Genomic DNA, 26132 nt, shown 5'->3' with positions numbered 1-26132 from the left:
TCGGGGACGACTGTCCGGTGATCAGCCGTTCAGCCGGGCCTCGATGGCCTCGATGATGCGCGGACGCAGTTCGGCCGCGCTGATGACGGCGTCCACCGAGCCGACCTCGACCGCGCGGTGGATATCGTGCACGCGGTCGAACTCCGCGGCGACCTCACCGAGCTTCTCGGTGCGGACCGCGGACCGGAGCTCGTCGAGTTCGGCGGTGAGGGTGGCGCGGTCGGTTCCGGAGGCATTCGCGGCGCGGGCCTCCAGATCGCGGACCCGCGGGTCCGACGCGGTCCGCTTGTCCACCTCGCCGGCGAAGACGACCGCGGCGGCGGGGGCGCCACCGAGCACCGAGGCGAACGAGCCCTCGAGCGCGAGCACGGTCATATTCGGGTTCAGCGTCTTGGAGAACACGACGAACGCGCCGCCGTGGTACCGCGAGATCACAGTGAATACGATGGGGCCCTCGAAGTTGACGATGGCGCGACCGATCTCGGCACCGTACTCGAGCTGCAGTTTGCGCATCGATTCCGGCGAACCGTCGAAGCCGGACAGGTTCGCCAGCACCACCAGCGGCCGGTTGCCGCTGGCCGCGTTGATCGCCCGGGCGGTCTTCTTCGACGACCGCGGGAACAGGGTGCCCGCGGTGTAGGTGTCCGGGCCGTCGGTGGCCGGGAACCCGCGCCGCGGTACGCCCCGCGACTCGATACCCAGCAGGCACACCGGGATTCCGCCCAGATGCGCGTCCTGGACCACCGAGGTCTCGGCATCGGCCATCCCCGCCCACCGTTCCAGCACCTCGTGGTCCTGGTCGGCCACCGCCCGCATGACCGTGCGGATATCGAACGGCTTCTTGCGGTCCGGGTTGGCCGTGGCCGAGAAGATCTCACCGACCGTGGTGAAACTGCTGTCCGCCATGACATGCGGGAAACCGGAGATGTCGCGATCCACCGGGTCGGTGGTCGGCGCCCGGCGCGGCCCCTTCTCACCGGGGACGACATAGGTGTGATCGTAGTGCGACATCAGCACCGCCCGGGCGGCGTGCAGGTTCGGCGCCCAGTACTGGGCCTGCCCGTTGGGGCCCATGACCCGGTCGTAGCCGCCGATCCCGAAGTTGTCCTCGGCGGACACACCGCCGGAGAAGTCCAGCGCCTGCTTACCGGTGAGCACCATGGCCGAATCCGGGGTCATCACCAGAATGCCCTTGGTGTGCATGAGCATGGTGGCCTCGGCGTTCCAGTACGGCTGGGCGCCGACGTTGATTCCGGCGACCACGATATTGATCTCGCCGCCGTCCTGGGTGAACTCGACGATGCGCTTGAGCGCCGCCGCCACCCAGTCCATGTTCTCGGTGCCCGAGGTCATCGAGATGCGGGCGCCGGAGGACAGCGCGTACCACTCCAGCGGGACCTGCAACTTCTCGGCCAGATCCAACGCGGCGATCACCCGGCGGCATTCCGGCTCCGACAGCGCGCCCAGCGATTTGGTGGGATCGCCGAGCAGCACCACCCGGGTGACACCTTCGGGGTGCTGTTCGGTCACGGTGGTCACCACACCCGCCACCATCGCCGCGGTGTTGCGGCCCTTGGGCCGATCGACCGGGACCAGCGTGTGGTCGGCGTCGAGGTCGTACTCGGTGAAGTCACCGAGCTGGCCGGTGAGTTCGTAGGGGTACACGGTGTTGCGGCTGCTGGCGCGCAGCACCTTCTGCCGGTAGGCGTCCAGTGGCTCGACCGGATCGTCGGACCGCTCGCCGACGGTCAGCTCGGTGCCGCCGGTGGCGTCGAAGGAGATCCGCAGGGCCAGCTTCACCAGATCGCCGGTCCGGGCATCGCGCTGGCGCGCGATGAGCAGGATCTCCTCCAGTCCCGCGCCCGTGGTCGTGGGCCGCACCCGCTCGACGATCGACTCCAGCTCACCGCGGGTGATATCGATCGGCGGCCAGACGTACATCACGATGCGGTTGGTCTGCAGCCGCTTGGACGACGGCCGCCCCGCCTGTGCCCGGCGGATGGAGTCCAGGCAGGTGGCGATGGTGCTCTCCGCGGTCGGCAGGGTGACCAGCCGGCCATCGTGATCACGCAGTGCGGTCAGGTCCCGGACCTGGGCGAACGCGACGAGACGCTCGTCGGCCGCGTTCTCCTTGGCGACACACCGGAACAGGTACACCTCCTCGTTGTCCGAGGACGGCAGCTGGGTGAGGTCGAACTTGTGCAGCCGCTTCATCTGCATCCGCTGCGCGATGTAGGGATGCAGGCCGCGGATGAGTCGTTCCTCGTCGAGACCGGTCACCGACGGGCGGAAGGTGAAGTGATGGTGCATGACCGCGTTGTCGCTGCCCGCGACGGTGGCGGTGATCCGGTGCACCTGATTGGACACCGGCTGCGCGTTGAGCACTTCCTGCAGCGCCGCCGCCATGGCGTCGAAGTCCTCGGGCTGGTTCTCCCAGGACAGGTAGATATCGGCCTCGATGGAAGCGGAACCGGTGGACAGTTCGGCCAGTCCGGCCACCACCCGGGGAAGGGAGTCGAAACTGACGGCGGCCGATACCAGGCTCACACCCTTGCGTTCGGCGACGACGAAGGTGTAATCACCGGCGTCGCGGGTGCGGACGTCGGTGAGGTCCTTGTTTCCGTAGTAGCGGCGGGTCAGCACCTCCAGCATGACGGTGTTGTCCGCGGACCCGCGGGAGAGCCGCTGACCCAGCAGACGCACCAGCGGTTCGGTAGCGCTCACCATCTCGGCGATCCGCGTGGACCGGTCGGCCGCGTCCGGATGCGCGTCGAGGTAGCTGAGGTGCTTACGCGCATCGGTGTACACCCGCGCCCGGTTGCGGCGCAGCACGGGCTGTCCGTACCAGGCGAAGACCAGACCGCGGGTGAGGTCCGCGATCACCGGGAACCGCACCTGGGTCGCGGCGACGAGCCGTTCCAGCGCCAGGCCGACCGGCTCCCGCAGTACCCGGTCCGGCATCGGCTCGTTCAGCCATTCGCGCAGCAGCGCCGAGACGACCTCGACGGTATCGGCGGGTCGCTGCTGGGCCAGGAAGATCCGGAACACCGCGGCCTCGAGGTCGGGGGTGCGGTCCAGTTCGGTGACGCCGTAGTGCCCGAGCGCCTGGGCGAGTTTGGCGCGGTAGGACTCCGGCAGGCCGGCCCGCTCGACATCGAGGCTCTGCAGATAGGTGTGGAAGTACTCGCGGGCGCTGTGGACATGCCCCGGGGTGGGGTCGTCCTCCCAGGAACGGTTGTGGCTCAGCTCGGCCAGATCGGCGAATACCTGGACCAGTTCGAGTTCCTCGGCCAGCGGGCGGCGGTTGTCCGCCACGGCCGCGCGGCGTGCGGCGAGGTATTCGTCGAGGACCCGGCGGTCGTCGTGGGGGTCGACATCGAAGCCCAGCAGCAGACTGCGCAGATCCTGCTGGCCCCGGCTGATCCGCTGGTGCGGCTGTGACCGGCCGGCTTCGGTGGGCAGATCGAGTTCGACCGAGGCGGTCGCGGTGGTGGCCTCGGCCTCGTCGCCCTCCTCGGCCAGCGGCTCCAGCCGCAGCAGCGGCGCGCCCGTCTCCACCTGGGTGCCGACGGAGACATTGCATTCCTTCAGCCGGGCCCGGAACGGCGCCCGCAGCACCGTTTCCATCTTCATGCTCTCCAGCACCAGCACCGGAGCACCGGCTTCGACCTCGGCGCCGACCTCCAGCGGGGTGGCCACGACCAGCGCGGGCGCGGGGGAGCGCACGACGCCGCCCTCGTCCCGGCTGACCCGGTGGGTCACCCCGTCGACGTCGACGAGGTGCACCGGCCCGTGGGTGCCGGTGATCAGGCGGTAGCGGACACCGTTGACGACGAGCTGGCCGGTGTGCTGATCGAAACGTTCGAGATCGACGTCGGCGGTGCGGATATCGGTGCCCGCCTCGATTCCGACCCGGAACCGGTGTGCGCCGATCCGGGCGACCCGCACCCGGTAGCTCGCACCGCGCAGCTTCAGGTCGAGCGGACGTCCGCTGTCGTGCTGCACCTGGGGGCGACCGCCGGAGGCGGTGGACAGCAGCCGGTGCTGCTCGACCTGCTCCTCCTCCTCGTAGGCGTCGATGGCGGCGGCGGCCAAGGCGATGGCGGAGTGCCGGTGCGAGACGAGCCGGCCCTCACCACGCACCCGGTCGATCCAGCCGGTGTCCGCGCTACCGTCGATGACCTCCGGCTGATCCAGCAGGTCGAGCACGAAGCTCTTGTTGGTCGCGCCGCCCTCGATGATCACCCGGGTCTCGATGACCGCGCGGCGCAACCGGCCCAGTGCCTCGTCGCGGTTGCGGCCGTAGGCGATGATCTTGGCGATCATCGAATCGAAGTCGGCGGGGATGGTGTCGCCCTCGCTGACGCCGGTATCGACACGGATACCCGGCCCGGCCGGCAGATCCAGATGCGCGATACGGCCGGGGGACGGGGCGAAGTCGCGGTCGGGGTCCTCGGCATTGAGCCGGGCCTCGATGGCATGGCCGCGTTCGGCCGGGGGTTCGCCCTCGAGCCGGCCGCCGGAGGCCACGTGCAGCTGGGCGCGGACCAGGTCGAACCCGGTGGTGATCTCGGTGATCGGGTGCTCGACCTGCAGGCGGGTGTTGACCTCGAGGAAGGCGAACAGCTCGTCGCCCGGATGGTAGAGGAATTCGACGGTCGCCGCGCCGCGGTAACCGACCGCGACCGCCAGCCGCTCCGCCGACGCCTTGAGTTCGGCCGCCTGCTCGGGCCGCAGCACGGGCGAGGCCGATTCCTCGATGACCTTCTGGTTGCGCCGCTGCACCGAGCAGTCGCGCACCCCGAGCGCCCAGGCGGTCCCCTGACCGTCGGCGATCACCTGGACCTCGACGTGCCGGGCGCCGGTGACCAGCCGCTCCAGGAATACGATGCCGCTACCGAAGGCGCGCGCGGCCTCCTGGCTGGTCCGCTCGTAGGCGTCGACGAGCTCGGCCTCGTTGTTGATCACCCGGATACCGCGGCCGCCGCCACCCGCGGTCGCCTTCAGCATCAGGGGGTAGCCGATCTCGCTCGCGGCCGCCGCGGCGGCCTCCACCGTCTCGACCGCGCCGCGGCTCCACGGTGCCACCGGCACACCGACCTCTTCGGCGATCAGTTTCGCGCCGATCTTGTCGCCGAGTTTGCGCATGGCGTCGGGGCTCGGACCGATGAAGGTGACGCCGATCTGCTCGCACAGTTCCGCGAACGCCGGGTCTTCGGCGACGAACCCCCAGCCCACCCAGGCGGCGTCGGCGCCGGTCGCTACCAGCGCGCGCTCGAGGGCCTTGAGATCGAGGTAGGGGCGGGCCGAGGCGGGGCCGAGATCGTAGGCGATATCGGCTTCCCGGACGAAGGTCGCGTTCCGGTCGACATCGGTGTGCAGCGCGATGGTCTGGATCGGCTGCCCGGTTTCGGCCGCCAGATCCCGGACGGCGTGGACAAGGCGCATCGCCGCCTCTCCCCGGTTCACGATGGCGATACGACTGAACACTATCCCTGGCTCCTTCGTCTGTAGGGCACGGTCACGGATGTGCCGTTTGCGGCTCGGTTCTGCGTAGTGTGCACCCGCGGGACCACTATGTGCACAGCGTGCGGGTGCTACTCGCCCGTATTTTCGGCGGGCGGGTGGATCGGCCGGGCCGCGAACGACCGAGTGATCCGGAGAACACTTACCCGAAAGACATGTCGCATTCCACCGACACGGCGCTACAGGCGCCGATCGTTGGATTGAACGAAGGGCGTCGGTGGCCGGCCTCGGCGGCGGGTTCGTGCAGGTGACGCGGCGTGTGCGGGTGCCACACGCCAGGAATCCGGGCGGCCGTTCCCGGATCCGGCGGCGGCCGCGGTACTGCTCGGCGAAGTGCACGTGCGGGTGCGGTGAGCGCATTCCGGGGAGGTCGCCGGTCGCCGGAACCCCCGGCGGCGCGCCGCCGGGGTCCTTGCCGGCCACAGCCGGGTTCAGTGCAGCAGGGTGCCCAGTTGCCGGGCCGCGTCGCGGACCGCGACCGCCAGGGCCGGCTCGTCGTCGACCTCGAAGACGGAGATACCGATGGTGGCTTCCGGTTCGCCCCGGCGACGGGGGACGAGCGCGGAGATGCCGAACACGGTAGCGACGACCTCCCCGCGGGTGAGGGCGTAGCCGCGGTCACGCGCCACCTCGACCTCGGGGCGTTCACCCGGCACGGGCGGCAGCGCGGCCAGCATCGCCAAGCCCGCCGAGCCGCGGTCTATGGGATGGACCTGTCCCGGCCGGAAGGCCACATGGACCTGCGCGTTACGCGGTTCGACCACCAGCAGTGCGCGGACTTCGGTGGCGTTCTCGCGTAGCACCAGGTGGACGGTGGCGCGGGTGCGTTCGGCGAGTTCCTCCATCACCGGCCGCGCGACCGTGCGCAGATCCTGTTCGACCGGCTCGGCCAGGGTGACCAGGCCCGCGCCGAGGGTGATGCGTTTGGTGTCGTCGCGGCGGCACAGGCGGTGGGCCTCCAGGGTGCGGACCAGCCGGTGCGCGACGGTGCGGTGCACGCCGACGGATTCGGCGAGATCGGTGATCGACAGCCCGTGGGGATGGCGGGCCAGGGCCTCCAGGATGTCGAGTCCGTGGTGGAGCGTTTTCGACATTCCGGAGTCGAGCTCGATTCCGGCGGCGCGCGCACTCCCGGTGGCGGTGCTGTGGTTCATCACGTCCTTCTTGACTTTTGTGAGTGCCGACACCTAGCCTTCACTCATATCGCACAGTGCGTGCGATTATCGCACACAGGGTCGGTGGGGGCAAGCGGCGGCTCTGCGATCACGTCGAGGAGAATTCGATGACCACGGTTTCGATCGGCGACCTGCCCGATCCGGCGACGGTCGCCGCGGTCCACCAGCTGTACGGCTTCCAGAGCCACCACATCGACAACGGCCGGGCCGCCGACTGGGCGGCCACCTTCACCCCGGCCGGTGAGTTCCACTCACCGAGCTATCCCCAGCCGGTCACGGGGACCGCGGCGCTCACCGAATTCGCGCGCGCGTTCCACGAGGCGGCCCGGGCGGCGGATGAGGTACACCGGCACGTCGTCACGAACATCGCGGTCCGGCGATCGGACTCCTCGACCCTCGAGGCCCACGCCTACCTGCAGATCGTGGCCACCCCGCGCGGCGGGTCCGCGCGCCTGGTGCGGATGACCACGCTCGAGGACCGCCTCGAACTCACCGGCGACCGCTGGTCGGTCGCCCACCGGCGCGTCTCCCGCGACGACGCGCCACAGCGATAGGCCGCGGCGCGACCCCGCACGGATTTCCACACGATTTCGGAGGACAACAGATGAGCACCACCACCGAGCAGCCCAACCCCGGGCGCACCGATGCGGCACCGATGACCGCGCACTACCCGGAGCTGGCCGGCAAGGTCGCCGTGGTCACCGGGGCGGCCCAGGGGATGGGCGCGGTGTTCGCGGCGGGCCTGGCCACCCGCGGGGTGTCGGTCATCGCCGCCGATATCAACGAAGAGCAGGTCGTCGCGACGGCGCAGGGGATCGGTACCCAGCTCGCCGCGCAGTCGCTCGCGGCGGAACCGGGGCGTGTGGTCGGAATGCGCGCGGATGTGACCGTTCCCGCCGACCACGAGAAACTCGCCGAACGGGCCGTCGCCGAATTCGGGCGGATCGATTTCTGGATCAACAATGCCGGTATCTTCCCCTTCGCGCTCGCCGAGGACATCTCGCCCGAGCAGATCGGCGCCACCCTGAAGGTGAATGTCGAAGGCGTGCTCTACGGCGCGCAGGCCGCGGCCCGGCATATGTCACCCGGCGGTGCCATCGTGAACATGTCCTCGGTGTCGGCGCTGCGGGTGCGCAAGGGGCGCGGTGCCTACTGCACGTCCAAGGCCGCGGTGGCGCATATGACCGAATCGCTCGCCGTCGAACTCGGTGATAAGGGGATCCGCGTCAACTCCATCGCTCCCGGCTACATCGACACGGCGATGACCCGCTGGGTGCAGGACGATCCCGCCGCGCTCGCGCACGCGCTCGAGGTGGTTCCGCTGCACCGGCTCGGCTCGCCCGAGGAAGTGTTCGGCCCGCTGCTGTTCCTGCTGTCCGACAGCGCCCGCTACGTCACCGGGCACAGCATCGCCGTCGACGGTGGGTCCCGCCATGTCTGATCGGCCGACCTATCCCGGCGTCGTCCTGGTGACCGGCGCCGCCGCGGGCATGGGCGCGGCCCACGCCCGGGCCCTGGGCGCGCTCGGCACCCATGTGTGTCTGGCCGACGTCGCCGACACCGAAGAGCTGGCGGCGGAGATCGTCGCCGCCGGCGGGTCCGCCAGCACCCACCGCCTCGATGTCGCGGACCGGGAGGACTGGACCCGGGTGGTGGACGAGATCGGTTCCGGTCGCGGCGAACTCGGCGGGCTGGTGAACAACGCGGGTATCTCGCGGCGGCTCGAGTTCATGGACACGCCGGACGAGATCTGGGACCGGACACTACGGATCAACCTGTTCGGCCCCTTCTACGGGATGCAGGCCGTGGCCCCGCTCATGCGTGACTCCGGCGGCGGATCGATCGTCAACATCTCCTCCATTTCGGGGCAGATCGGCTACTTCTCGCCGGCCTATTCCGCCAGCAAATGGGGGCTGACCGGGTTGTCGAAATCGGCGGCCGGTGGCCTGGCGAAATGGAATATCCGGGTCAATTCCGTGCACCCGGGTCTGGTGGGTACGGCGCTGGTGAGCGGCTCGGGTGGGTTCGTGGAGTCGTCTCTGCGGTCCATTCCGATGGGCCGGATGGGCGCGCCGCAGGAGATCACCGATGCCGTGCTGCACCTGCTGTCGGATCGGTCGAGCTATATGACCGGCAGCGAGGTCACCGTCGACGGCGGTCTGGTCTCCAACGGCCTGTACCACCGCATCGTCGCGGAGACCGAGGGGAGCCTGTAGTGGACGACGCCTTCGATGTCATCGTGATCGGTGGCGGCGGGGCCGGGCTGGCCGCGGCGGTCTCGGCCGCCGAGGACGGCGCCTCGGTGCTGCTGTTCGAATCGGAACGGGAACTCGGTGGTTCCACCCAACTCTCCGCGGGCCTGTTCACCGCGGCCGGTACCAGTGTGCAGCGTGCGCTCGGTATCGAGGATTCGGCGGAGAAGTTCTTCCAGCACTACATGGATCTCAACCAGTGGGTGCTGCGCCCGGGCCTGATCCACACCTTCTGTGAACAGGCCGCGCCGACACTCGAATGGCTCATAGGCCTCGGGGTCGAGATTCCCGCGGTGGAATCCGGCAACGCCCACCAACCCGGCCTGGCCCGGGCGGGCGTCGAGGACGTCTGGCGGGCACATGTACCGAAGGACCAGGGCTACGGCCTCGTCCAGGTACTGGACCGGGCGCGCCGGACGCACGGCGTCGAGGTCGTGCTCAACACCCGGGTGGAAGGCCTCTTGGTCACCGGCGGCCGGGTCACCGGGGTGGTGGCCGACGGTATCGAGGTGCGCGGCGGTGCGGTGGTCGTGGCCACCGGCGGATTCGCCCAGGATCCCGGCTTCGTGGACCGGTACTTCCCGGCGGCCCGCGCGGCGGGCGAGGCGTTGTTCGTCGTCGCCGCACCGGGCAGCCGGGGCGACCATCTGCGGTTCGGCGCCCGGGTCGATGCCGCACTGGCCGGGCACGAGTGGGGTCTGCTCATGCCGACCGTGTACTTCCAGCGCCACCACCACTGGCAGTCCGGTTTCCCGCCGCCCTCGCGGCTGTACGTCAACCGCGACGGCCGGCGATTCATGGACGAGGACGCGCCCTACGCCGTGTCGACCGGGATCATCGACCAGCAGGGCGGCTCCGCCTGGATGATCTTCGATGAGAAGGCACGGGTGGGACTGCCGGCCGGCTACACCGATTGGACTCCCGAGCGCGTCGCCGAGGAAGCCGCGGCCGGGCGCACCGCCCGGGCCGACACGTGGGACGAACTCGCCGCGGCCATCGAGGTGCCGGCCGTGACGCTGAAAGCCAGTGTCGACCGGTGGAACGCCCAGTTGCCGGCCGGCACCGACGACGATTTCCGGCGCCACATCACGCTGGCCGCCAAGCACAGCGATACCCGGCTCGAACCGATCACCGAGGGACCCTTCTACGCGGCCGAGATCCTGCCCGCCGAACTCGTCTGCACCCATACGGGTCTCGAGATCGATTCCGAAACTGCCGTCCTCGACGCCACCGGGCGTCCCGTTCCGGGACTCTTCGCGGCGGGCGAGGCCGGAGGCGGGGTCCTCGGACTCCGCTATGTGGGCGGCGGCAACGCCGTCGCCAACGCATTGACTATGGGGCGCATCGCCGGTCGCGCGGCCGCGGCCGAGTCGCACTCTCGCACGAAAGCACAAGGTAACTGACATGTTGGGAAACGAGCTGATGCCCGAAGAAGCGCACCGCTCCGATTCGGCCGCCGGTGGCTCGCAGGGCCAGTCGTCGGTGAAGGTGGTCCGCGCGGCCATCGTCGGTACCGTCGTCGAGTACTACGACTTCGGTATCTACGGGTACATGGCGACCGTGGTCGCCACCCTGTTCTTCGTCTCGGAGAACGAAACGGCCGCGCTGCTCGGTACCTTCGCGGCGTTCGCGGTGGCGTTCTTCCTGCGAGTGCCCGGCGGGATCTTCTTCGGCCATATCGGTGACCGGTACGGCCGCAAGAGCGCACTGTCGTGGACCATCCTGCTGATGGTGGTCGCCACGGTACTGATGGGGTTGATGCCGACCTACGTCACGCTGGGCGTCTGGGCCACCGCGGCCCTGGTGCTCGCCCGGTGTCTGCAGGGTTTCGCCGCGGGCGGTGAACTCGGCGGTGCCAATGCCTTCGTCTCCGAATCGGCGCCGCGGCGCTGGCGCGCGACCCAGACCTCGATGGTCAACTCGGGCACCTATCTGGGGTCCCTGGTCGCCTCGCTGGTCGCGCTGGCCCTGACCTCGATCGTCTCGGAAGAGACGATCCTGTCGTGGGCGTGGCGTATCCCGTTCCTGCTCAGCGTGGTCATCGGTGTCGTCGGTATCTGGATCCGCAACCATATGGAGGACACCCCGCAGTTCGAGGAACTCGCCGAGAAGGGTGAGACGAAGAAACTGCCGGTGATGGAACTGCTGCGCACCTCCGGTGGTTCCGTGGTCAAGATCGTCTTCCTGGGTGCGCTCATCACCGGTGGGTACTACATCGCCTCGGTGTACGCGGCGACCTATCTGCAGACCGCGGGCGGTCATTCCTCGACGCTGGCGTTCCTGTCCACCTCGCTGGCCCTGGTGCTGGGCGTGATCACCCTGCCGATCGCCGGCTACCTCGCCGACACCTACGGCCGCAAACCGGTACTGCTGTGGGGCAGCGTCGCCGCGGCCGTGCTCGGGGCCCCGATGTTCGTGCTGATGTCCGGGGCGGGCGCCTGGCAGGCGGTGGTCGGCCAGTCGGTGCTGTTCATCTGCGTCTCGGTCGTCAACGGTGCCTCGTATGTGACCTACGTGGAGATGCTGAAGGCCTCGGTCCGCTACAGCGGTCTGGCGCTGGGCAACAACATCACCAACATGCTGCTCGGCGGCACCGCACCGTTCATCGCGACCTGGCTCATCGATGTGACCGGCAATTCGCTGGCGCCCGCGGGCTACTTCGTGTTCTGCGCGCTGCTCACGCTGGGCACGGTCTTCTTCGTCGAGGAGACCAAGGGCATCGAACTCCGGGTGGACTGAGCGCGTCGCCGCCGCGGGCCGACCGAGGTCGCCCGCGGCGGCACCGGGCGCCCACCTTTTCCGATCCACATCCGTTTCCACGAGGAGGCAGGTCATGGCGTACTACCGCCAACTCGGCAACGTTCCGCCGAAACGCCACACCCAGCACCGCGACGACAGCGGCCGGCTCTACTACGAGGAGCTGATGGGGGAGGAGGGTTTCTCCGCGGATTCGTCGCTGCTCTATCACCGCGGGATTCCGTCGGCGATCTCCGCAGCCGACGTGTGGGAGGTCCCCGACCAGACCACCACGCCGAACCATCCGCTGACACCGCGGCATCTGAAACTGCCTACGCTGTTCCCGGCCGGAACCTGGGCGGAAACCGATGTGGTCACCGGCCGCCGGCTGCTGCTCGGCAACTCCGATGTGCGGATCTCCTATGTGGTCGCGGCGAAGGAGTCGCCGCTGTACCGCAACGCCCTCGGCGACGAGATCGTCTATGTCGAATCCGGTACGGCGCGAGTGGAGACGGTGTTCGGCGCCCTGGCGGCACGGCCGGGCGACTACGTCGTGATCCCGACATCGACCACCCACCGCTGGATTCCGCAGGGCGACGAACCGCTGCGCGCGTACGCGATCGAGTCGAGCAGCCATATCGCGCCGCCCAAGCGGTACCTCTCGCGGTTCGGGCAGCTGCTGGAGAACGCGCCCTACTGCGAACGCGATCTGCACGGCCCCCGGGAGGTGCTGCTCGCCGAGGGGACCGATGTGGAAGTACTCGTCAAACATCGCACCTCGCGTGGCATCGTCGGCACTCGCATGGTGTACCCGCGGCACCCGTTCGACGTGGTCGGCTGGGACGGCTGCCTGTACCCGTACACGTTCAATATCGACGATTTCGAGCCCATCACCGGCCGGGTCCATCAGCCGCCGCCGGTGCACCAGGCGTTCGAGGGCACCGGGTTCGTGGTGTGCAACTTCGTCCCGCGCAAGGTCGACTACCACCCGCTGGCCGTCCCGGTGCCGTACTACCACTCCAATGTCGACTCCGACGAGGTCATGTTCTACTGCGGCGGGAACTACGAGGCCCGCAAGGGTTCCGGTATCGGCCTCGGATCGGTGTCGGTGCATCCCGGTGGGCACGCGCACGGGCCGCAGCCCGGGGGTATGGAACGATCGCTGGGTCTGGAATCCGTCGAGGAGACCGCGGTGATGGTCGATACCTTCGCCCCGTTGGAACTGGGCGAGGGCGCGCTCGCATGCGAGGACCCCGAGTACGCCTGGTCGTGGCTGGGGGAGGCGAGCGCGTGATCCCCGCTCTCCTGCGTGGGCTGTGTGACGACGCGGCGCTCTTCCCGCCCGGCAACGCGCCACTGCCCGACGCCCTGGCCGCGCACGCGCGCTATCGGGACAGTGATTTCGCCGCGCTCGTCGGACCGCTGATCTTCCCCATTCCGCGGCTGGCCGAACTGGCGGAACGCGCATCCGGCTCGTTGACCGTGGTGTGCACGGCCCCAGAGGGCCCGGGGACGGTGGCGCCGGCGCTGGAGCAGGCCGGCGCGATCGAGGGGCTGACCGTGGCGGCCCTGGAGATCGCCGCCCCGGCGCAGTCGTCCGCGCCGGAATTCTTCGCGGCGCTCGAGTCGATCGCCGGGCGGACCGCGGGTCTCGAGGTGTACGTCGAGGTACCGCGGGACGACCGGCGGCCGGCCTTCCTGGAGCGGCTCGCCGGCTCGCCCTACGCGGCGAAGTTCCGCACCGGCGGCATCGTGGCCGCGGCGTATCCGGCCGAGCGGGAACTCGCGGTGGCGCTGCGGTCGGCCGTCGCCGCCGGGATCCCGTTCAAGGCGACCGCCGGGCTGCACCACGCCATCCGCAATACCGACCCCACCACCGGGTTCGAACAGCACGGCTTTCTCAACCTGCTGCTGGCGACCCACCTGGCTGTGGCCGGCGCCGATACCGGCGCGCTCGAGGCAGTGCTGGCGAACCGGAACGGCACCGCGGTCGCCGCCGAACTGGCCGCGCTGTCGGAAACCGAGGAGAAAGCCGTGCGGAGCGCGTTCCGATCGTTCGGGACCTGCAGTATCAGCGACCCGCTCACCGAACTGGTGGATCTGGATCTGCTCCCGGCCGCGCTGCGGCCCGTCTCCGAAGGATCAGCGTCATGACCGTCATCGATATCCCCGCCGATTCACCGTTCGGGATCGACAATCTGCCCTACGGCGTCTTCTCCACCCCCGGCGCCGCGCCGCGCGTCGGTGTCCGGGTCGCGGACCGGGTCGTCGATCTGGCCGCCGCGCTGGGCGACGAGGTGTTCGCGCGCCCGTCACTCAACGATTTCATGGCTCGTGGGCCCCGGCAGTGGGCGGCCGCCCGTACCCGGATCACCGAACTGGTCCGGGGTGAAGTGCCCGCGAACGCCGTGTTCGACCTCTCCGATGTCACCATGCATCTGCCCATCGAGGTCGCCGACTATGTGGATTTCTACGCCTCCGAACAGCACGCGACCAATCTGGGGAAACTCTTCCGGCCGGACTCGGCGCCGCTGATGCCGAACTGGAAGCACCTCCCGGTCGGCTACCACGGCCGGTCGAGCACGGTGCTCGTCTCCGGCACCGATATCGTCCGCCCCTGCGGGCAGCGCAAATCGCCCGCCGAGCAGGTCCCGAGCTTCGGCCCGTCCCGGCGGCTCGATATCGAGGCCGAACTGGGTTTCGTCGTCGGGGTGCCCTCCGCGCCGGGCAGCGTCATCACGCCGGACGAATTCGCCGACCATGTCTTCGGCGTGGTGGTGGTCAACGACTGGTCCGCCCGGGATATCCAGGCCTGGGAGTACGTGCCGCTCGGTCCCTTCCTCGGTAAGAGTTTCGCGACCTCGATCTCACCGTGGGTGGTGCCGCTGGCCGCCCTGGACGCGGCCCGGATCGACACTCCGGTCCAGGACCCCGAGCCACTGCCGTACCTGCGCGGTGACCAGAAATGGGGGCTGGATATCGACCTCACCGTCGAATGGAACGGGCAACTGGTCTCCCGGCCGCCCTATGCCCGGATGTACTGGTCGCCCGCGCAGATGCTCGCCCACACCACGATCAACGGGGCCGCGGCGCGCACCGGTGACCTGTTCGCCTCCGGCACCATCTCCGGGGACGCCAAGGACCAGCGCGGCGCGTTCATCGAACTCACCTGGGGCGGCGCCGAACCGGTCGAGGTCAACGGAGAGAGCCGGACCTTCCTCGAGGACGGCGACGAGATCGCCATCGCGGCCACCGCGCCGGGGCCCGGGAGCGCCCGAATCGGTTTCGGCGAGGTGCGTGCCCGGATCCTGCCCGCGACGCAGGCCCACCGGTGAGCGCGAAGGTGGCGGCGTCGGCCGCCGCGGCCGTCGCCGATATCGGCAGCGGGGCGACGCTGGCGGTCGGCGGTTTCGGGCTCTGCGGTATCCCGGACACGCTGATCGCCGCGATCGCCGCGGGACCGGCGACCGGTTTCGAGGTCTACTCCAATAATTGCGGGGTCGACGACTACGGCCTCGGAATCCTGCTCTCCGCCAAGCGGATCGCGCGGGTCACAGCGTCCTATGTGGGAGAGAACAAGGAATTCGCCCGGCAGTACCTCGCCGGGGAACTCGAGGTCGAACTGACGCCGCAGGGCACGCTGGCCGAACGCCTGCGGGCCGGCGGCGCGGGCATCCCCGCGTTCTACACCCCGGCCGGGGTGGGAACGCCGATCAGCGAGGGCGGTCTGCCCTGGCGGTACCGGGCCGACGGCTCGGTGGCGGTGGCGTCCCCGCCCAAAGAGGTGCGCGAATTCCACGGTAGGCGCTACGTCCTGGAAGAAGGGATCCTCGCCGATTTCGCGCTGGTGCACGCCGTAGTCGGCGATACCGAGGGCAACCTCGTCTTCGACAAGACCGCGATGAACTTCAATCCGCTCGCCGCGATGGCCGGGAAGGTGACCATCGCCCAGGTGGAACGACTCGTCGAACCCGGCGAGCTGGATCCCTCGCAGATCCATCTGCCCGGTGTCTTCGTGCAGCGCATCGTCTGCACCGGGCCGCAGGACAAACGAATCGAGAAACGCACAGTCCAGGAGGCCTCGGTATGAGTTGGACCCGGCAGCAGATGGCGCGACGGGCCGCGGCCGAGATGCGTCCCGGTGAATACGTGAACCTGGGCATCGGCCTGCCGACCCTGATCCCGAACTACCTCCCGCCGGAAGTGAAGGTCGTCCTGCACTCGGAGAACGGCATCCTCGGCACCGGGCCCTATCCGACCGCGGACGCGGTCGATCCCGACCTGATCAACGCGGGTAAGGAAACCGTGACGGTCAATGCCGGGGCGGCGTTCTTCGATTCGGCGCTGTCGTTCGGCATGATCCGCGGCGGGCACATCGATACCGCCGTCCTCGGCGGTATGCAGGTCTCGCGCACCGGTGATCTCGCGAACTGGATGGTGCCGGGCAAGATGGTCAAAGGCATGGGTGGTGCCATGGACCTGGTACACGGCGCCCGCCGCGTCCTCGTCGTCATGGAGCACACCGATCGCGCCGGCGGCGCCAAGATCGTCGAGAAGTGCACGCTGCCGCTGACGGGGCAGGGCGTGGTGCAGCGGATCATCACCGATCTCGCCGTCATCGATATCGAGGACGGCGGACCGGTGCTGCGCGAGCTCGCGCCGGCGGTGGACGTCGAGCAGGTGCGGGCGGCGACCGGTACCGAGCTGGCTGTCGATCTCCTCGCCACCGGCGCGCGGTAACGGTCTGCGTAGGGGCCCGGAAGAATCCGCGTAGCCGATGCGGAGCGGACGCCGCTCGACCGCCGCGCCGGGGCCACGGCGCGGCGGTCGAGCGGGATATGGAGCAGCGGGACGGCGGGTCGGAGGGCAGGTGAGTCGAGTCATCGGCGGGAAACCGGCCGATCGGTCCACCGGACGTCATATGACCCGCGCGAGTCGGGCGTTCAGATATCGTTGCTCGGGCAGGCTGGTGGTGAGCGCGGCCGCGCGTCGGTAGTTTTCCGCGGCGGCGGGCAGATCACCGGCCATCTCGAACAGGTGGGCACGCACCGCATAGAGGCGGTGATGCCGGCGCATCGCCGCGTCGTCGAGTAGCGGGTGGGTGAGTCGCAGACCCGGATCGGGGCCGCCGACCATGGACACAGCAACTGCTCGATTGAGGGTTACCGCGGGGCTCGGCGCCACCCGGTGGAGCATTGCGTAGAGCACGCAGATCTGCGGCCAGTCGGTGCTCGCCCAGGTGGGCGCCTCTGCGTGGACAGCGGCTATCGCCGCTTCCAATTGATAGCGTCCGACACGGCCACGGGGGAGCACCTCTTCCAGTAGGGCGATGCCTTCGGCGATGGCGTGCCGGTCCCAGCGGCCGCGATCCTGTTCGGCCATCGGCACCAGCTCGCCGTGGGAGTCGGTGCGGGCCGCGGTGCGGGCGTGAGTGAGCAGCATGAGCGCCAGCGCGCCGGTGACCTCGTCGTGGTCGGGCACCGCGCGGTGCAGTTCCCGGGTCAGGCGCAATGCCTCCTGGGCCAACTCCGGATCGTGCACGAGCGCACCGGCACTCGCGGTATGGCCGGCGGTGAACATCAGATGGCAGACGTCGAGTACGGCGGCCAATCGTTGCGCCAGGTCCCCGGGTGCGGGAAGTTCGAACCGGGCCCCCGCCGCGCGCAGGGTCGCCCTCGCCCTGGTGAGGCGCTGCGTCATCGTCCGTTCCGGGACGAGAAAGGCCGCGGCGATCCGGCCGACCGGCAGGCCGCCCACAGCACGCAGTGTCAGCGCCACCTGCGAGGGGCGGGTCAGGCTCGGATGGCAGCAGAGCAGGAACAATCGCAGGGTGTCGTCACCGGACCCCGGCTCGCTCTCGTCGGCGGACGGTGCCAGATGGGCGTCGGCGGGGAGCGCCGCAGCGGCCGCGGCCTCGCGGCCGATCCGAGATCGATCGGCCCGCATGCGGTCGATGAGCCGCCGTGACGCCACCCGGATCAGCCAGGCGCGCGGATCAGGTATCCCTTTGCGCGCCCAGTCCGCCGTGGCGGCCGCTGCTGCCTCCTGCGCCGCGTCCTCACAGTCACCGAGATCACCGTGCCGGTGCAGGAGGGCAGCGAGGAGGTAGGGGGCCTCCCGGCGCCATACCTCCGCCACCGCCGTCGGCGAACTCACCGGTCGTCGCCTCCGGGCCACATGGTGGGCCGCAGTTCCACCGTTCGCCCGGTCCGGCGAACACGGTGGCGATCTCTTCGGCCCGCGCGTGGTCCTCCACATCGATCAGGAAGAAACCGGCCAGGTGTTCCTTGGCCTCGGAGTAGGGCCCGTCCCCGGCCACTGCCCCACCGTCGGCATTCCACCGGTAGAGGCGTGCGGAGTCGGGTGCCCCCAGGGCTTCGCCGCCGAGGAGCTCGCCTTTTTCCTGCATCTCGGTGAGCAGCCGTTCGAAGTCGCCGGAGATGCGGTCGCGCTCTCGCTGCGGTAGGTCCTGGAATTCGGCCAGGTAGTCGCCGGTGGGGTGACCCCACGGCTGCGGGTTGGAATGAATCAGGACCACATATTTCACAACCGACTCCTTCTGCACAACCGACTCCTTCTGCGAGCGTGGATGGACCCGTACGACCATCCTCACCGAGAACGTCGGAGCCGGACCGTTGATGTCTACATCGATCAGGCCTAGCATCCAGATATCCCTCGACGAGTCGAGAGCATGATGCACGAACTCGCGATTGCGCAGAGTGTTGTCGACGCCGTGTGTGACCACGCGGCGGGGCGCGCGGTGTATCACGTGACCGTCGAGGTGGGTGTGCTGACCGCCGTGGTACCCGAGGCGCTGCGCTTCGCCTTCGAGATCGCCGCCGAGGGCACCGTCGCGGCCGGCGCGAGTCTGGAGATCCGGTGCGTACCGGGTGCGGCGCATTGCCGCGACTGCGGTGCGGACTTCACCGTCACCGACCTGCTCCTGCTGTGCCCGTGCGGAAGCGCGGAGGTGGCGATAGAGGCGGGCCGGGAACTGCGGATCCGCTCGATGGAAGTGAGCCGAGAATGTGCGCAACCTGCGGATGTGGAAACGACACGGTAGGCGTGATCACGGTCGGACGCGACGGACCGGCCGATCCCGGACACGAACACGGCCCGGACGGGCCGCCGCATTCGCACGATCCCGGACACGAGCACGCACACGAGGGTCATGAGCACGCACACGACGGTGGGCCTCCGCACACCCACCCGCCGGCGACCGAGACGGTATCGCTGGAGCAGAAGGTGCTCGCGAGGAACGACCACCTCGCTCGGCACAACCGGGAGTGGCTGCGCGAGCGCGGCATCCTGGCATTGAACATGACCAGCTCCCCGGGCGCGGGCAAGACCACGCTGCTCGAGCGGACGATCCGCGCGCGGCCCGGTACCCCGATCGCGGTGATCGAGGGGGATCAGGAGACGGTGCGTGATGCCGAGCGGATCGCCGCGACCGGAGCGCGGGCCGTCCAGGTCAACACGGGCGCCGGTTGCCATCTGGATGCCGAGATGACCCGCCGGGCCCTGCACGCGCTGGATCCGGCTCCCGGCACGGTGCTCTTCATCGAGAACGTCGGCAATCTCGTGTGTCCCGCGTTGTTCGACCTCGGTGAGGACCGGAAGGTCGTGCTGATCTCGGTGACCGAGGGAACGGACAAACCGCTGAAGTATCCGCATATGTTCGCGGCGGCCGGTCTGGTGCTCGTGAACAAGATCGACCTGCTGCCGTATGTGGATTTCGATCTCGCCGCCTGCACCGACTACGCGCGCGCGGTCAATCCCGGCCTCGAATTCCTCCCGGTCTCGGCGACCACCGGCGCGGGGCTCGACCGCTGGTACGAGTGGCTGGCGGAGCAGCGCCGGGCGGCCGCGACGAGTCTTGAGCGTGCAGGTCGGCCCGTCTAGACTGTTGTGATCAGAGTCACAATCCGTGGTCTACGAGCCGGAACGGCCAGTCCCCGCTTCGACTCCGGAAGGTGGCAGCGTATGCCTACCCAGGAAGCGGTCCGAGCCGAAGAGACCTTGATCCACGTGCTCTGGATCAATGCCGGTCTCAGTTGCGACGGCGATTCGGTGGCGTTGACCGCCGCCACCCAGCCCAGTGTCGAGGAAATCGCCCTCGGCGCCCTCCCTGGTCTCCCGAAAGTCGCGGTGCACTGGCCGCTCATCGACTTCGAATGCGGTCCCAACGGCGGTGCCGACGATTTCCTCGAATGGTTCTTCCGGGCAGACCGTGGCGAAATCGACCCGTTCGTGCTGGTCGTCGAAGGGTCGATACCGAACGAACAATTGCACGAGGAGGGGTACTGGTGCGGATTCGGCAACGATCCCGCCACCGGCCAGCCCCTGACGACCAGCGAATGGCTGGACCGCCTCGCCCCGAAGGCCACGGCCATCGTGGCGGCCGGCACCTGCGCGACCTACGGCGGTATCCACGCCATGGCCGGTAATCCGACCGGTGCCATGGGCGTGCCCGACTATCTGGGCTGGGACTGGAAGAGCAAGGCCGGAATCCCGATCGTCTGCGTGCCCGGCTGCCCCATCCACCCGGACAATCTGTCGGAGACGCTCACCTATCTGCTCTACACGGCCACCGGTCAGGCCCCGATGATCCCGCTCGACGAGGCGCTGCGCCCCAAGTGGCTGTTCGGCGCGACCGTGCACGAGGGTTGCGACCGCGCGGGCTATTACGAGGAAGGCGATTTCGCCACCGAGTACGGCTCCCCGAAATGCATCGTGAAGCTGGGCTGCTGGGGACCGGTGGTCAAGTGCAATGTGCCGAAGCGCGGGTGGATCAACGGTGTGGGCGGCTGCCCGAACGTGGGCGGTATCTGCATCGGGTGCACCATGCCGGGCTTCCCCGACAAATTCATGCCGTTCATGGACGAGCCGCCCGGCGGGAAGTTCTCCTCCGCCGCCTCGGGTCTCTATGGATCGGTGGTCCGCAGCCTCCGCAGCATCACCGGTCGTACCGTCGACAAAGAGCCACGCTGGCGGCACCGAGGCGAGAATCTCGAGACCGGCGCTACCCGAACCTGGTAGGAAGGGTCCAGGCGATGACACAGATCATCCCCGAGCCGTCACATCGGACGATCGAACCGGACAGCCTCGTCGAGATGGCGTGGGATCCGATCACCCGGATAGTCGGCAGTCTCGGGATCTACACCAAGATCGATTTCGACAACAGCGAAGTGGTGGAGTGCCACAGCACCTCCTCGATCTTCCGTGGCTACTCGGTGTTCATGCGGGGTAAGGACCCGCGCGACGCTCATTTCATCACCAGCCGCATCTGCGGTATCTGCGGCGACAACCACGCGACCTGCTCCTGCTACTGCCAGAACATGGCCTACGGCGTGCAGCCGCCCCATCTGGGTGAGTGGATCGTCAACCTCGGTGAGGCCGCCGAGTACATGTTCGACCACAACATCTTCCAGGAGAACCTGGTCGGGGTGGACTTCTGCGAGAAGATGGTCGCCGAGACCAATCCCGGCGTGCTCGCGGTGGCCGAACGGACCGACGCTCCGCACGCGCAAGCACACGGCTATCGCACGATCGCCGACATCATGCGCGCCCTGAACCCGTTCACCGGGGAGTTCTACCGGGAAGCCCTGCAGGTGAGCCGGTACACCCGCGAGATGTTCTGCCTGATGGAGGGCCGGCATGTGCACCCGTCGACGCTGTACCCGGGCGGGCCGGGCACCGTGGCGACAGTCCAGCTGATGACCGACTACATGACCAGGCTGATGCGCTATGTCGAGTTCATGAAGAAAGTCGTGCCGATGCACGACGATCTGTTCGACTTCTTCTACGACGCGATACCCGGCTACGACAAGGTGGGCCTGCGGCGCACGCTCCTGGGCTGCTGGGGCTCGTTCCAGGATCCCGAGTTCTGCAACTTCTCCTATGCGGACATGGAGGACTGGGGTCGCAAGATGTTCGTCACCCCGGGTGTGGTGGTCGACGGCAAGCTGGTCACCACCTCGCTGCTCGATATCAATCTGGGCCTGCGGATTCTGCTGGGCAGTTCGTACTACGAGGACTGGACCGACCAGGAGACGTTCGTGGCGACCGATCCGCTGGGAAATCCGGTGGACCGGCGGCATCCGTGGAATCAGCACACCAATCCCCGGCCGCAGAAACGCGACCTGGAGGACAAGTACAGCTGGGTCATGTCGCCGCGCTGGTTCGACGGCAGCGACCACCTGGCCCTGGACACCGGCGGCGGGCCGCTGGCACGCCTGTGGTCGACGGCGCTGGCCCGGCTGGTCGATATCGGATACGTGAAATCCACCGGCCACAGCGTGCAGATCAACCTGCCCAAGACCGCGCTGGCGGGCCCGGTCACGCTGGAATGGAAGATCCCCGCGCACGGCAGCAACACCATCGAACGCGACCGCGCCCGGACCTACTTCCAGGCCTACGCCGCGGCCTGCGCGCTGCATTTCGCGGAGAAGGCGCTGGCGGAGATCCGGGCCGGGCACACCAAGACCTGGGAGGAGTTCGAGGTGCCCGAGGAGGGCATCGGTTGCGGTTTCACCGAGGCGGTGCGCGGTGTGCTCTCGCACCACATGGTGATCCGGGACGGGAAGATCGCGAACTACCACCCGTATCCGCCCACCCCGTGGAACGCCAGTCCACGCGACAGCTACGGCACGCCGGGTCCGTACGAGGACGCGGTGCAGGGCCAGCCGATCTTCGAGGAGAACGACCGCGAGCATTTCAAGGGTATCGACATCATGCGCACCGTCCGCAGTTTCGATCCCTGTCTGCCGTGCGGTGTGCACATGTACCTCGGAAAGGGGCAGAGCCTGCGAAAACTGCATTCACCGACGCAGACGGCCACACCGGAGTGAGTCCGGTACCGGCGACGGGAGGGCGGAGTGGACGCATCCCCGCGCGAACGGGACGACACAGCACCCGACGGGCAGCGCTGGCGCGCGGCGGGCGACCGGATCGAGACGCTGCTGGAGGCCAGTTCGGCGGGTGGCACCGTCGCCCGTGAGCGGGCCGAGGAGCTGGTGCGCGAGGTGGCCGGGTTGTACGGCGCGGGACTGGCCCGCGTGGTCGAGCTGCTGGACCCGGGGGCGGTCGAACTGCTGGCCCGCGATGATCTGGTCGCGAGCCTGCTGCTCGTGCACGGGCTGCATCCGCACGATGTGGAGGCCAGGGTGCGGGCAGCGCTCGACAGTGTGCGGCCGTATCTCGGTTCGCACGGCGGCGATGTCACTCTGGTCGGCGTCGTCGACGGGGTGGTGCGTCTGGAACTGACCGGCAGCTGTCGCAGCTGCCCGTCCTCGTCGGTGACCTTGGAACTGGCGGTGGAGGACGCCGTGCGTACCGCCGCCCCGGAGATCGAGGCCATCGAAGTCGTGGCCGCCCCACCGGAACCGGCGGGGCTGATCTCCACCGACTCGCTCTTCTCCCGGGTGCGCGCGGAGGACCGGGCGGCGGGCAGCTGGGTGGCGGTCCCCGAACTCGCCGACCTCGTTCCCGGTGAAGTGGGCGGCTTCGCGGTAGCCGGCCATACGGTGCTGGCCTGCCGGGTGGGTGAGCAACTGTTCGCCTACCGCGACCACTGCCCGGCCTGCGGGCATTCGCTCGCGGGTGCGGCGCTGCACCGGCGGGCCGGATACCCGGTCGGTGACGCGGTCCTGCGCTGTCCGACCTGTCGCGCGCATTTCGATGTCGTACGGGCGGGTGCGCGTCTCGACGGCGACGGTCACCTCGAACCGCTCCCGGTGCTCGTACGGTCCGGTGAACTGTCGGTGGCCGTACCGGTGGGGGTGCCGGGGTGAACACACCGTCGCGAGTGCTCCGGCGGATCACCGCCGAACGCCCGCCCCCGGCGCGGGTGGGCGAGCGCTGCGAGATGTGCGCCGAGCCGATCGCCGCCGAACACCGGCACGTCGTGGATATCGAGGGCCGGCAGCTGATGTGCGTCTGCCGCGGCTGCTATCTGCTGTTCGTGGACCAGCAGGCGGCCCTGCGGTACCGGGCGGTGCCCGACCGCTATCTCGCCTTCCCCGGGTTCACGATCGGCCCGGCGGAATGGGACGCGCTGGATATACCGGTGGGGCTGGCCTTCTTCTTCCACAACTCCGCGGAGGACCGGACCGTGGCCTTCTATCCCGGCCCCGCGGGCGCGACCGAATCGGAACTGCCGCTGGACCGATGGCACACGATCCTGCGGCGGCATCCGGAGCTGGATGTGCTCGCCGCCGATGTCGAGGCCCTGCTCATCCGGGTCCCCGGCAACGATATCGGCCGGGCGAGCTGTCTGCTGCTGCCGATCGACGCCTGCTACGAATTCGTCGGCCGGATGCGACTGCTGTGGCGCGGGTTCGACGGTGGTCAGGATGTGCGCGACTACCTGGACGAGTTCTTCGCGGACGTCTCCGCCCGGGCCCGGGACGCGCGATGAGCCCCGTGCACTCGACGACGTTCGCGGTCCTGGAGATCGCGCCCCAGCCCTACTCCGTCGCACCGATCCTGTCCGCCCGGGTCGGCATCGCCTCCCTCGCGGACGACCCCGTCCACGCGATCGCCCTGCGCGCGCAGGTACGGATCCAACCGGCGCGGCGGCGCTACTCCGACGAAGAGGGTGCCGGGCTGACCGATCTGTTCGGCGCGCGCGACCGGTGGCGGGACACGCAGCGTTCCTTCCTCTGGATGCACTGCACCACCATGGTGCCCGGGTTCTCCGGCGGCGCCGAGGTGGATCTGCCGATGCCGTGCACCTACGACTTCGAAGTGACCGGATCGAAATACCTGCACGCTCTGCGCGACGGCTCGGTGCCATTGCTCTTTCTGTTCAGCGGCACCGTGTTCATCAAGGGCAGCGGTGGATTCGCGATCCAGCAGATCCCGTGGGACCGCGAGGACACCTTCGATATGCCGCTGTCGGTGTGGCAGGACCTGATGGCCGCGCATTTCCCGAACACCGGCTGGGTCCGTCTGCACCGGGACACCCTCGACTCGCTGGCCGCCTACAAATCCGGGCACGGCCTGCTCGGCTTCGACGATGCGGTGAACCGGCTGCTCGCGCGCGCGAAGGAACTGCCGTGACCGCCGACTCGCTGGCCCGGGCCCGCGCCGTCGCCGACGCGGTGCTCTACGAGGGCTATCTGCTCTATCCCTACCGGTCGACCACACGGAAGAACATGGCGCGCTGGCAGTTCGGTGTGCTCGGGCCGCCGGGGGCGGCCGCGGCGGGGTTCGGCGAGGAGTCGTCGCTGTCGGCCGGGTTCGTCCTCGATCCGGCCACGGATCCGGTGGTGACGTGGACGATCCGGTTCCTGCAGCTCCAGCAGCGGCAGGTGCTGGACGGCGACGGCCGGCCACGCGCCGAGCTGTCCGCCGGAGACCGCTCATGGGTCTCCTGGGACGAAGCCGTTCCCCAGGAGATCGTGGTCGGCCCGGTGGCGGCGGAGTCCCTCGTCCGTCCGCTGGCGGTCCCGGCAGGCGTCGACACCGAGGAGATCGCCGGCGCCGCGGGGCGGGCGGCCGGGGCCCTGAGGCGGACCCGGCAGCCGCTCACCGGTGAATTCGCGCTCACCGTCGCGCGTGACGGCCGGTTCCTGCGGGTCACGGCGGAGGTGCGGAATGTGGGCCCGCCCGCGACCGGGACCCGGGACGCCCTCGCCCGTTCGCTGATCGGCGCGCACGTCCTTGGGCAGGTGACCGGAGGACAGTTCGTCTCGTTGCTGGATCCACCGGCGGCGGCCGCGCCGGCGGTCGGCCGCTGCGCATCGCACCGGTGCTTCCCGGTGCTCGCGGGCCCGCCGGGTGATCGCAGTCTGCTGCTGATCTCGCCGATCATCCTCTACGACCATCCCGAGATCGCCGCGCAGAGCGCGGGAGAACTGTTCGACTCCACCGAGATCGACGAGATCCTGACCCTGCGGGTGATGACGATGACCGACGAGGAGAAGGCGCAGGCCCGCGCGACCGACCCGCGCGCGGCCGAGATCATCGACCGCTGCGACGCCCTCTCCCCGGAGGAGCTGCGACAGCTGCACGGCGTGTTACGGGAACCCGGGCTCGGAGCCGACGGCGACGACGAGCACCGCGAGCAGATACCGCCGTGGTCGGAGTGGGCCGACCGGCCCCGCCCGGTCCCCGAGGTGCCGGACGGGATGGACTGGTGGGACCCGGCGGCCGACCGTGCCGTCCGGCCCGACCGCGACGCGGTACCGGTGGCGGGTGTGCTGGTGCGCCGGGGCAGCCGGGTCCGGCTGCGCCCATCCCGGCGCGCCGACGCCCAGGATCTGTTCGTCGACGGTGCGCCCGCGCGTGTCGTCTCGGTGCACCAGGACGTGGACGGGGAGTCGCATGTGGGAGTCGTCCTGGACGACGATCCCGCGGCAGAACTGCACGAATGGTTCGGCCGGTACCTCTATTTCGCGCCCGACGAACTGGAACCGCTCGACGGTCCCGAGAAGTGAAA

Annotated in this window: 22 protein-coding genes; 18 read left to right on the top strand and 4 right to left on the bottom strand. The window is 69.1% G+C overall.

Going from position 1 to position 26132, the window contains the following annotated elements; genetic code table 11:
• Window positions 1-21: 21 nt before the first annotated feature.
• Together ABZV91_RS03710 and ABZV91_RS03705 are read right to left on the bottom strand one after the other, a co-directional pair.
• Complete coding sequence (locus ABZV91_RS03710; protein ID WP_355234853.1) at window positions 22-5490, bottom strand: carboxyl transferase domain-containing protein; 5469 nt, start codon at window positions 5488-5490, stop codon at window positions 22-24.
• A 467-nt stretch (window positions 5491-5957) separates the two neighbouring features.
• The gene (locus tag ABZV91_RS03705; protein WP_355234850.1) at window positions 5958-6680 is read right to left on the bottom strand and encodes an IclR family transcriptional regulator; all 723 of its coding nucleotides are present in this window, start codon (window positions 6678-6680) and stop codon (window positions 5958-5960) included.
• Window positions 6681-6808: 128 nt separating this feature from the next.
• Between ABZV91_RS03705 and ABZV91_RS03700 the strand changes: the two genes are divergently transcribed.
• The 10 genes from ABZV91_RS03700 to ABZV91_RS03655 all read left to right on the top strand — a co-directional run bounded on the left by ABZV91_RS03700 (window position 6809) and on the right by ABZV91_RS03655 (window position 16429).
• Window positions 6809-7255 (top strand): nuclear transport factor 2 family protein, encoded by a 447-nt coding sequence (locus ABZV91_RS03700; protein ID WP_355234847.1) that lies wholly within the window; start codon window positions 6809-6811, stop codon window positions 7253-7255.
• A gap of 50 nt (window positions 7256-7305) precedes the next feature.
• A complete protein-coding gene (locus ABZV91_RS03695; RefSeq protein WP_355234844.1) occupies window positions 7306-8142 on the top strand; it encodes an SDR family oxidoreductase in 837 nt (278 codons plus the stop codon).
• Complete coding sequence (locus tag ABZV91_RS03690) at window positions 8135-8917, top strand: SDR family NAD(P)-dependent oxidoreductase (protein WP_355234842.1); 783 nt, start codon at window positions 8135-8137, stop codon at window positions 8915-8917. Before ABZV91_RS03695 ends, ABZV91_RS03690 begins: the two co-directional genes overlap by 8 nt.
• The gene (locus tag ABZV91_RS03685; RefSeq protein WP_355234840.1) at window positions 8917-10356 is read left to right on the top strand and encodes an FAD-dependent oxidoreductase; all 1440 of its coding nucleotides are present in this window, start codon (window positions 8917-8919) and stop codon (window positions 10354-10356) included. The genes ABZV91_RS03690 and ABZV91_RS03685 overlap by 1 nt, the downstream gene beginning before the upstream one ends.
• A 19-nt stretch (window positions 10357-10375) precedes the next feature.
• On the top strand, window positions 10376-11692 hold the full coding sequence (locus ABZV91_RS03680) for an MFS transporter (protein ID WP_355234939.1): 1317 nt from the start codon (window positions 10376-10378) through the stop codon (window positions 11690-11692).
• A 94-nt stretch (window positions 11693-11786) separates the two neighbouring features.
• Window positions 11787-12983, top strand: coding sequence for a cupin domain-containing protein (locus tag ABZV91_RS03675; RefSeq protein ID WP_355234837.1), 1197 nt, complete (start codon window positions 11787-11789; stop codon window positions 12981-12983).
• Window positions 12932-13843, top strand: a complete 912-nt coding sequence (locus ABZV91_RS03670) for a hypothetical protein (RefSeq protein WP_355234835.1) — start codon at window positions 12932-12934, stop codon at window positions 13841-13843. Before ABZV91_RS03675 ends, ABZV91_RS03670 begins: the two co-directional genes overlap by 52 nt.
• On the top strand, window positions 13840-15024 hold the full coding sequence (fahA, locus tag ABZV91_RS03665) for a fumarylacetoacetase (protein ID WP_355234833.1): 1185 nt from the start codon (window positions 13840-13842) through the stop codon (window positions 15022-15024). Before ABZV91_RS03670 ends, fahA begins: the two co-directional genes overlap by 4 nt.
• A complete protein-coding gene (locus ABZV91_RS03660; RefSeq protein ID WP_355234831.1) occupies window positions 15021-15779 on the top strand; it encodes a CoA transferase subunit A in 759 nt (252 codons plus the stop codon). Before fahA ends, ABZV91_RS03660 begins: the two co-directional genes overlap by 4 nt.
• Window positions 15776-16429, top strand: a complete 654-nt coding sequence (locus ABZV91_RS03655) for a 3-oxoacid CoA-transferase subunit B (RefSeq protein ID WP_355234828.1) — start codon at window positions 15776-15778, stop codon at window positions 16427-16429. Before ABZV91_RS03660 ends, ABZV91_RS03655 begins: the two co-directional genes overlap by 4 nt.
• Before the next feature lie 177 nt (window positions 16430-16606).
• Here the strand turns inward: ABZV91_RS03655 and ABZV91_RS03650 are convergent, their stop codons facing one another.
• Window positions 16607-17845 (bottom strand): DUF6596 domain-containing protein, encoded by a 1239-nt coding sequence (locus tag ABZV91_RS03650; protein ID WP_355234825.1) that lies wholly within the window; start codon window positions 17843-17845, stop codon window positions 16607-16609.
• Entirely contained in the window at window positions 17763-18236 is a 474-nt protein-coding gene (locus ABZV91_RS03645; protein ID WP_355234822.1) for a YciI family protein, read from the bottom strand. Before ABZV91_RS03645 ends, ABZV91_RS03650 begins: the two co-directional genes overlap by 83 nt.
• Window positions 18237-18383: 147 nt before the next feature.
• On the opposite strand from ABZV91_RS03645, the gene hypA reads away from it, so the two are divergent.
• The 8 genes from hypA (at window position 18384) to ABZV91_RS03605 (ending at window position 26130) form a co-directional block, all read left to right on the top strand.
• Complete coding sequence (gene hypA, locus ABZV91_RS03640; protein WP_355234936.1) at window positions 18384-18752, top strand: hydrogenase maturation nickel metallochaperone HypA; 369 nt, start codon at window positions 18384-18386, stop codon at window positions 18750-18752.
• Window positions 18716-19591 carry a hydrogenase nickel incorporation protein HypB gene (gene hypB / locus ABZV91_RS03635; protein ID WP_355234819.1) on the top strand — a complete coding sequence of 292 codons (876 nt, stop codon included), beginning with the start codon at window positions 18716-18718 and terminating at the stop codon, window positions 19589-19591. The genes hypA and hypB overlap by 37 nt, the downstream gene beginning before the upstream one ends.
• 81 nt (window positions 19592-19672) lie before the next feature.
• Window positions 19673-20728, top strand: coding sequence for a hydrogenase expression protein HypE (locus tag ABZV91_RS03630; protein ID WP_355234816.1), 1056 nt, complete (start codon window positions 19673-19675; stop codon window positions 20726-20728).
• Window positions 20729-20742: 14 nt separating this feature from the next.
• The gene (locus tag ABZV91_RS03625; RefSeq protein ID WP_355234813.1) at window positions 20743-22539 is read left to right on the top strand and encodes a nickel-dependent hydrogenase large subunit; all 1797 of its coding nucleotides are present in this window, start codon (window positions 20743-20745) and stop codon (window positions 22537-22539) included.
• Between the two features lie 27 nt (window positions 22540-22566).
• On the top strand, window positions 22567-23481 hold the full coding sequence (locus ABZV91_RS03620) for a NifU family protein (RefSeq protein ID WP_355234810.1): 915 nt from the start codon (window positions 22567-22569) through the stop codon (window positions 23479-23481).
• Complete coding sequence (locus ABZV91_RS03615) at window positions 23478-24107, top strand: DUF5947 family protein (RefSeq protein WP_355234807.1); 630 nt, start codon at window positions 23478-23480, stop codon at window positions 24105-24107. The genes ABZV91_RS03620 and ABZV91_RS03615 overlap by 4 nt, the downstream gene beginning before the upstream one ends.
• On the top strand, window positions 24104-24751 hold the full coding sequence (locus ABZV91_RS03610; RefSeq protein ID WP_355234804.1) for a DUF6084 family protein: 648 nt from the start codon (window positions 24104-24106) through the stop codon (window positions 24749-24751). The genes ABZV91_RS03615 and ABZV91_RS03610 overlap by 4 nt, the downstream gene beginning before the upstream one ends.
• Entirely contained in the window at window positions 24748-26130 is a 1383-nt protein-coding gene (locus ABZV91_RS03605; protein ID WP_355234802.1) for a hypothetical protein, read from the top strand. The genes ABZV91_RS03610 and ABZV91_RS03605 overlap by 4 nt, the downstream gene beginning before the upstream one ends.
• Window positions 26131-26132 lie beyond the last annotated feature (2 nt).

The sequence above is a fragment of the Nocardia sp. NPDC004568 genome, from assembly GCF_040609955.1.
Taxonomy (GTDB): Bacteria; Actinomycetota; Actinomycetes; order Mycobacteriales; family Mycobacteriaceae; genus Nocardia.
This window is presented reverse-complemented; position numbering and strand designations above follow the sequence as displayed.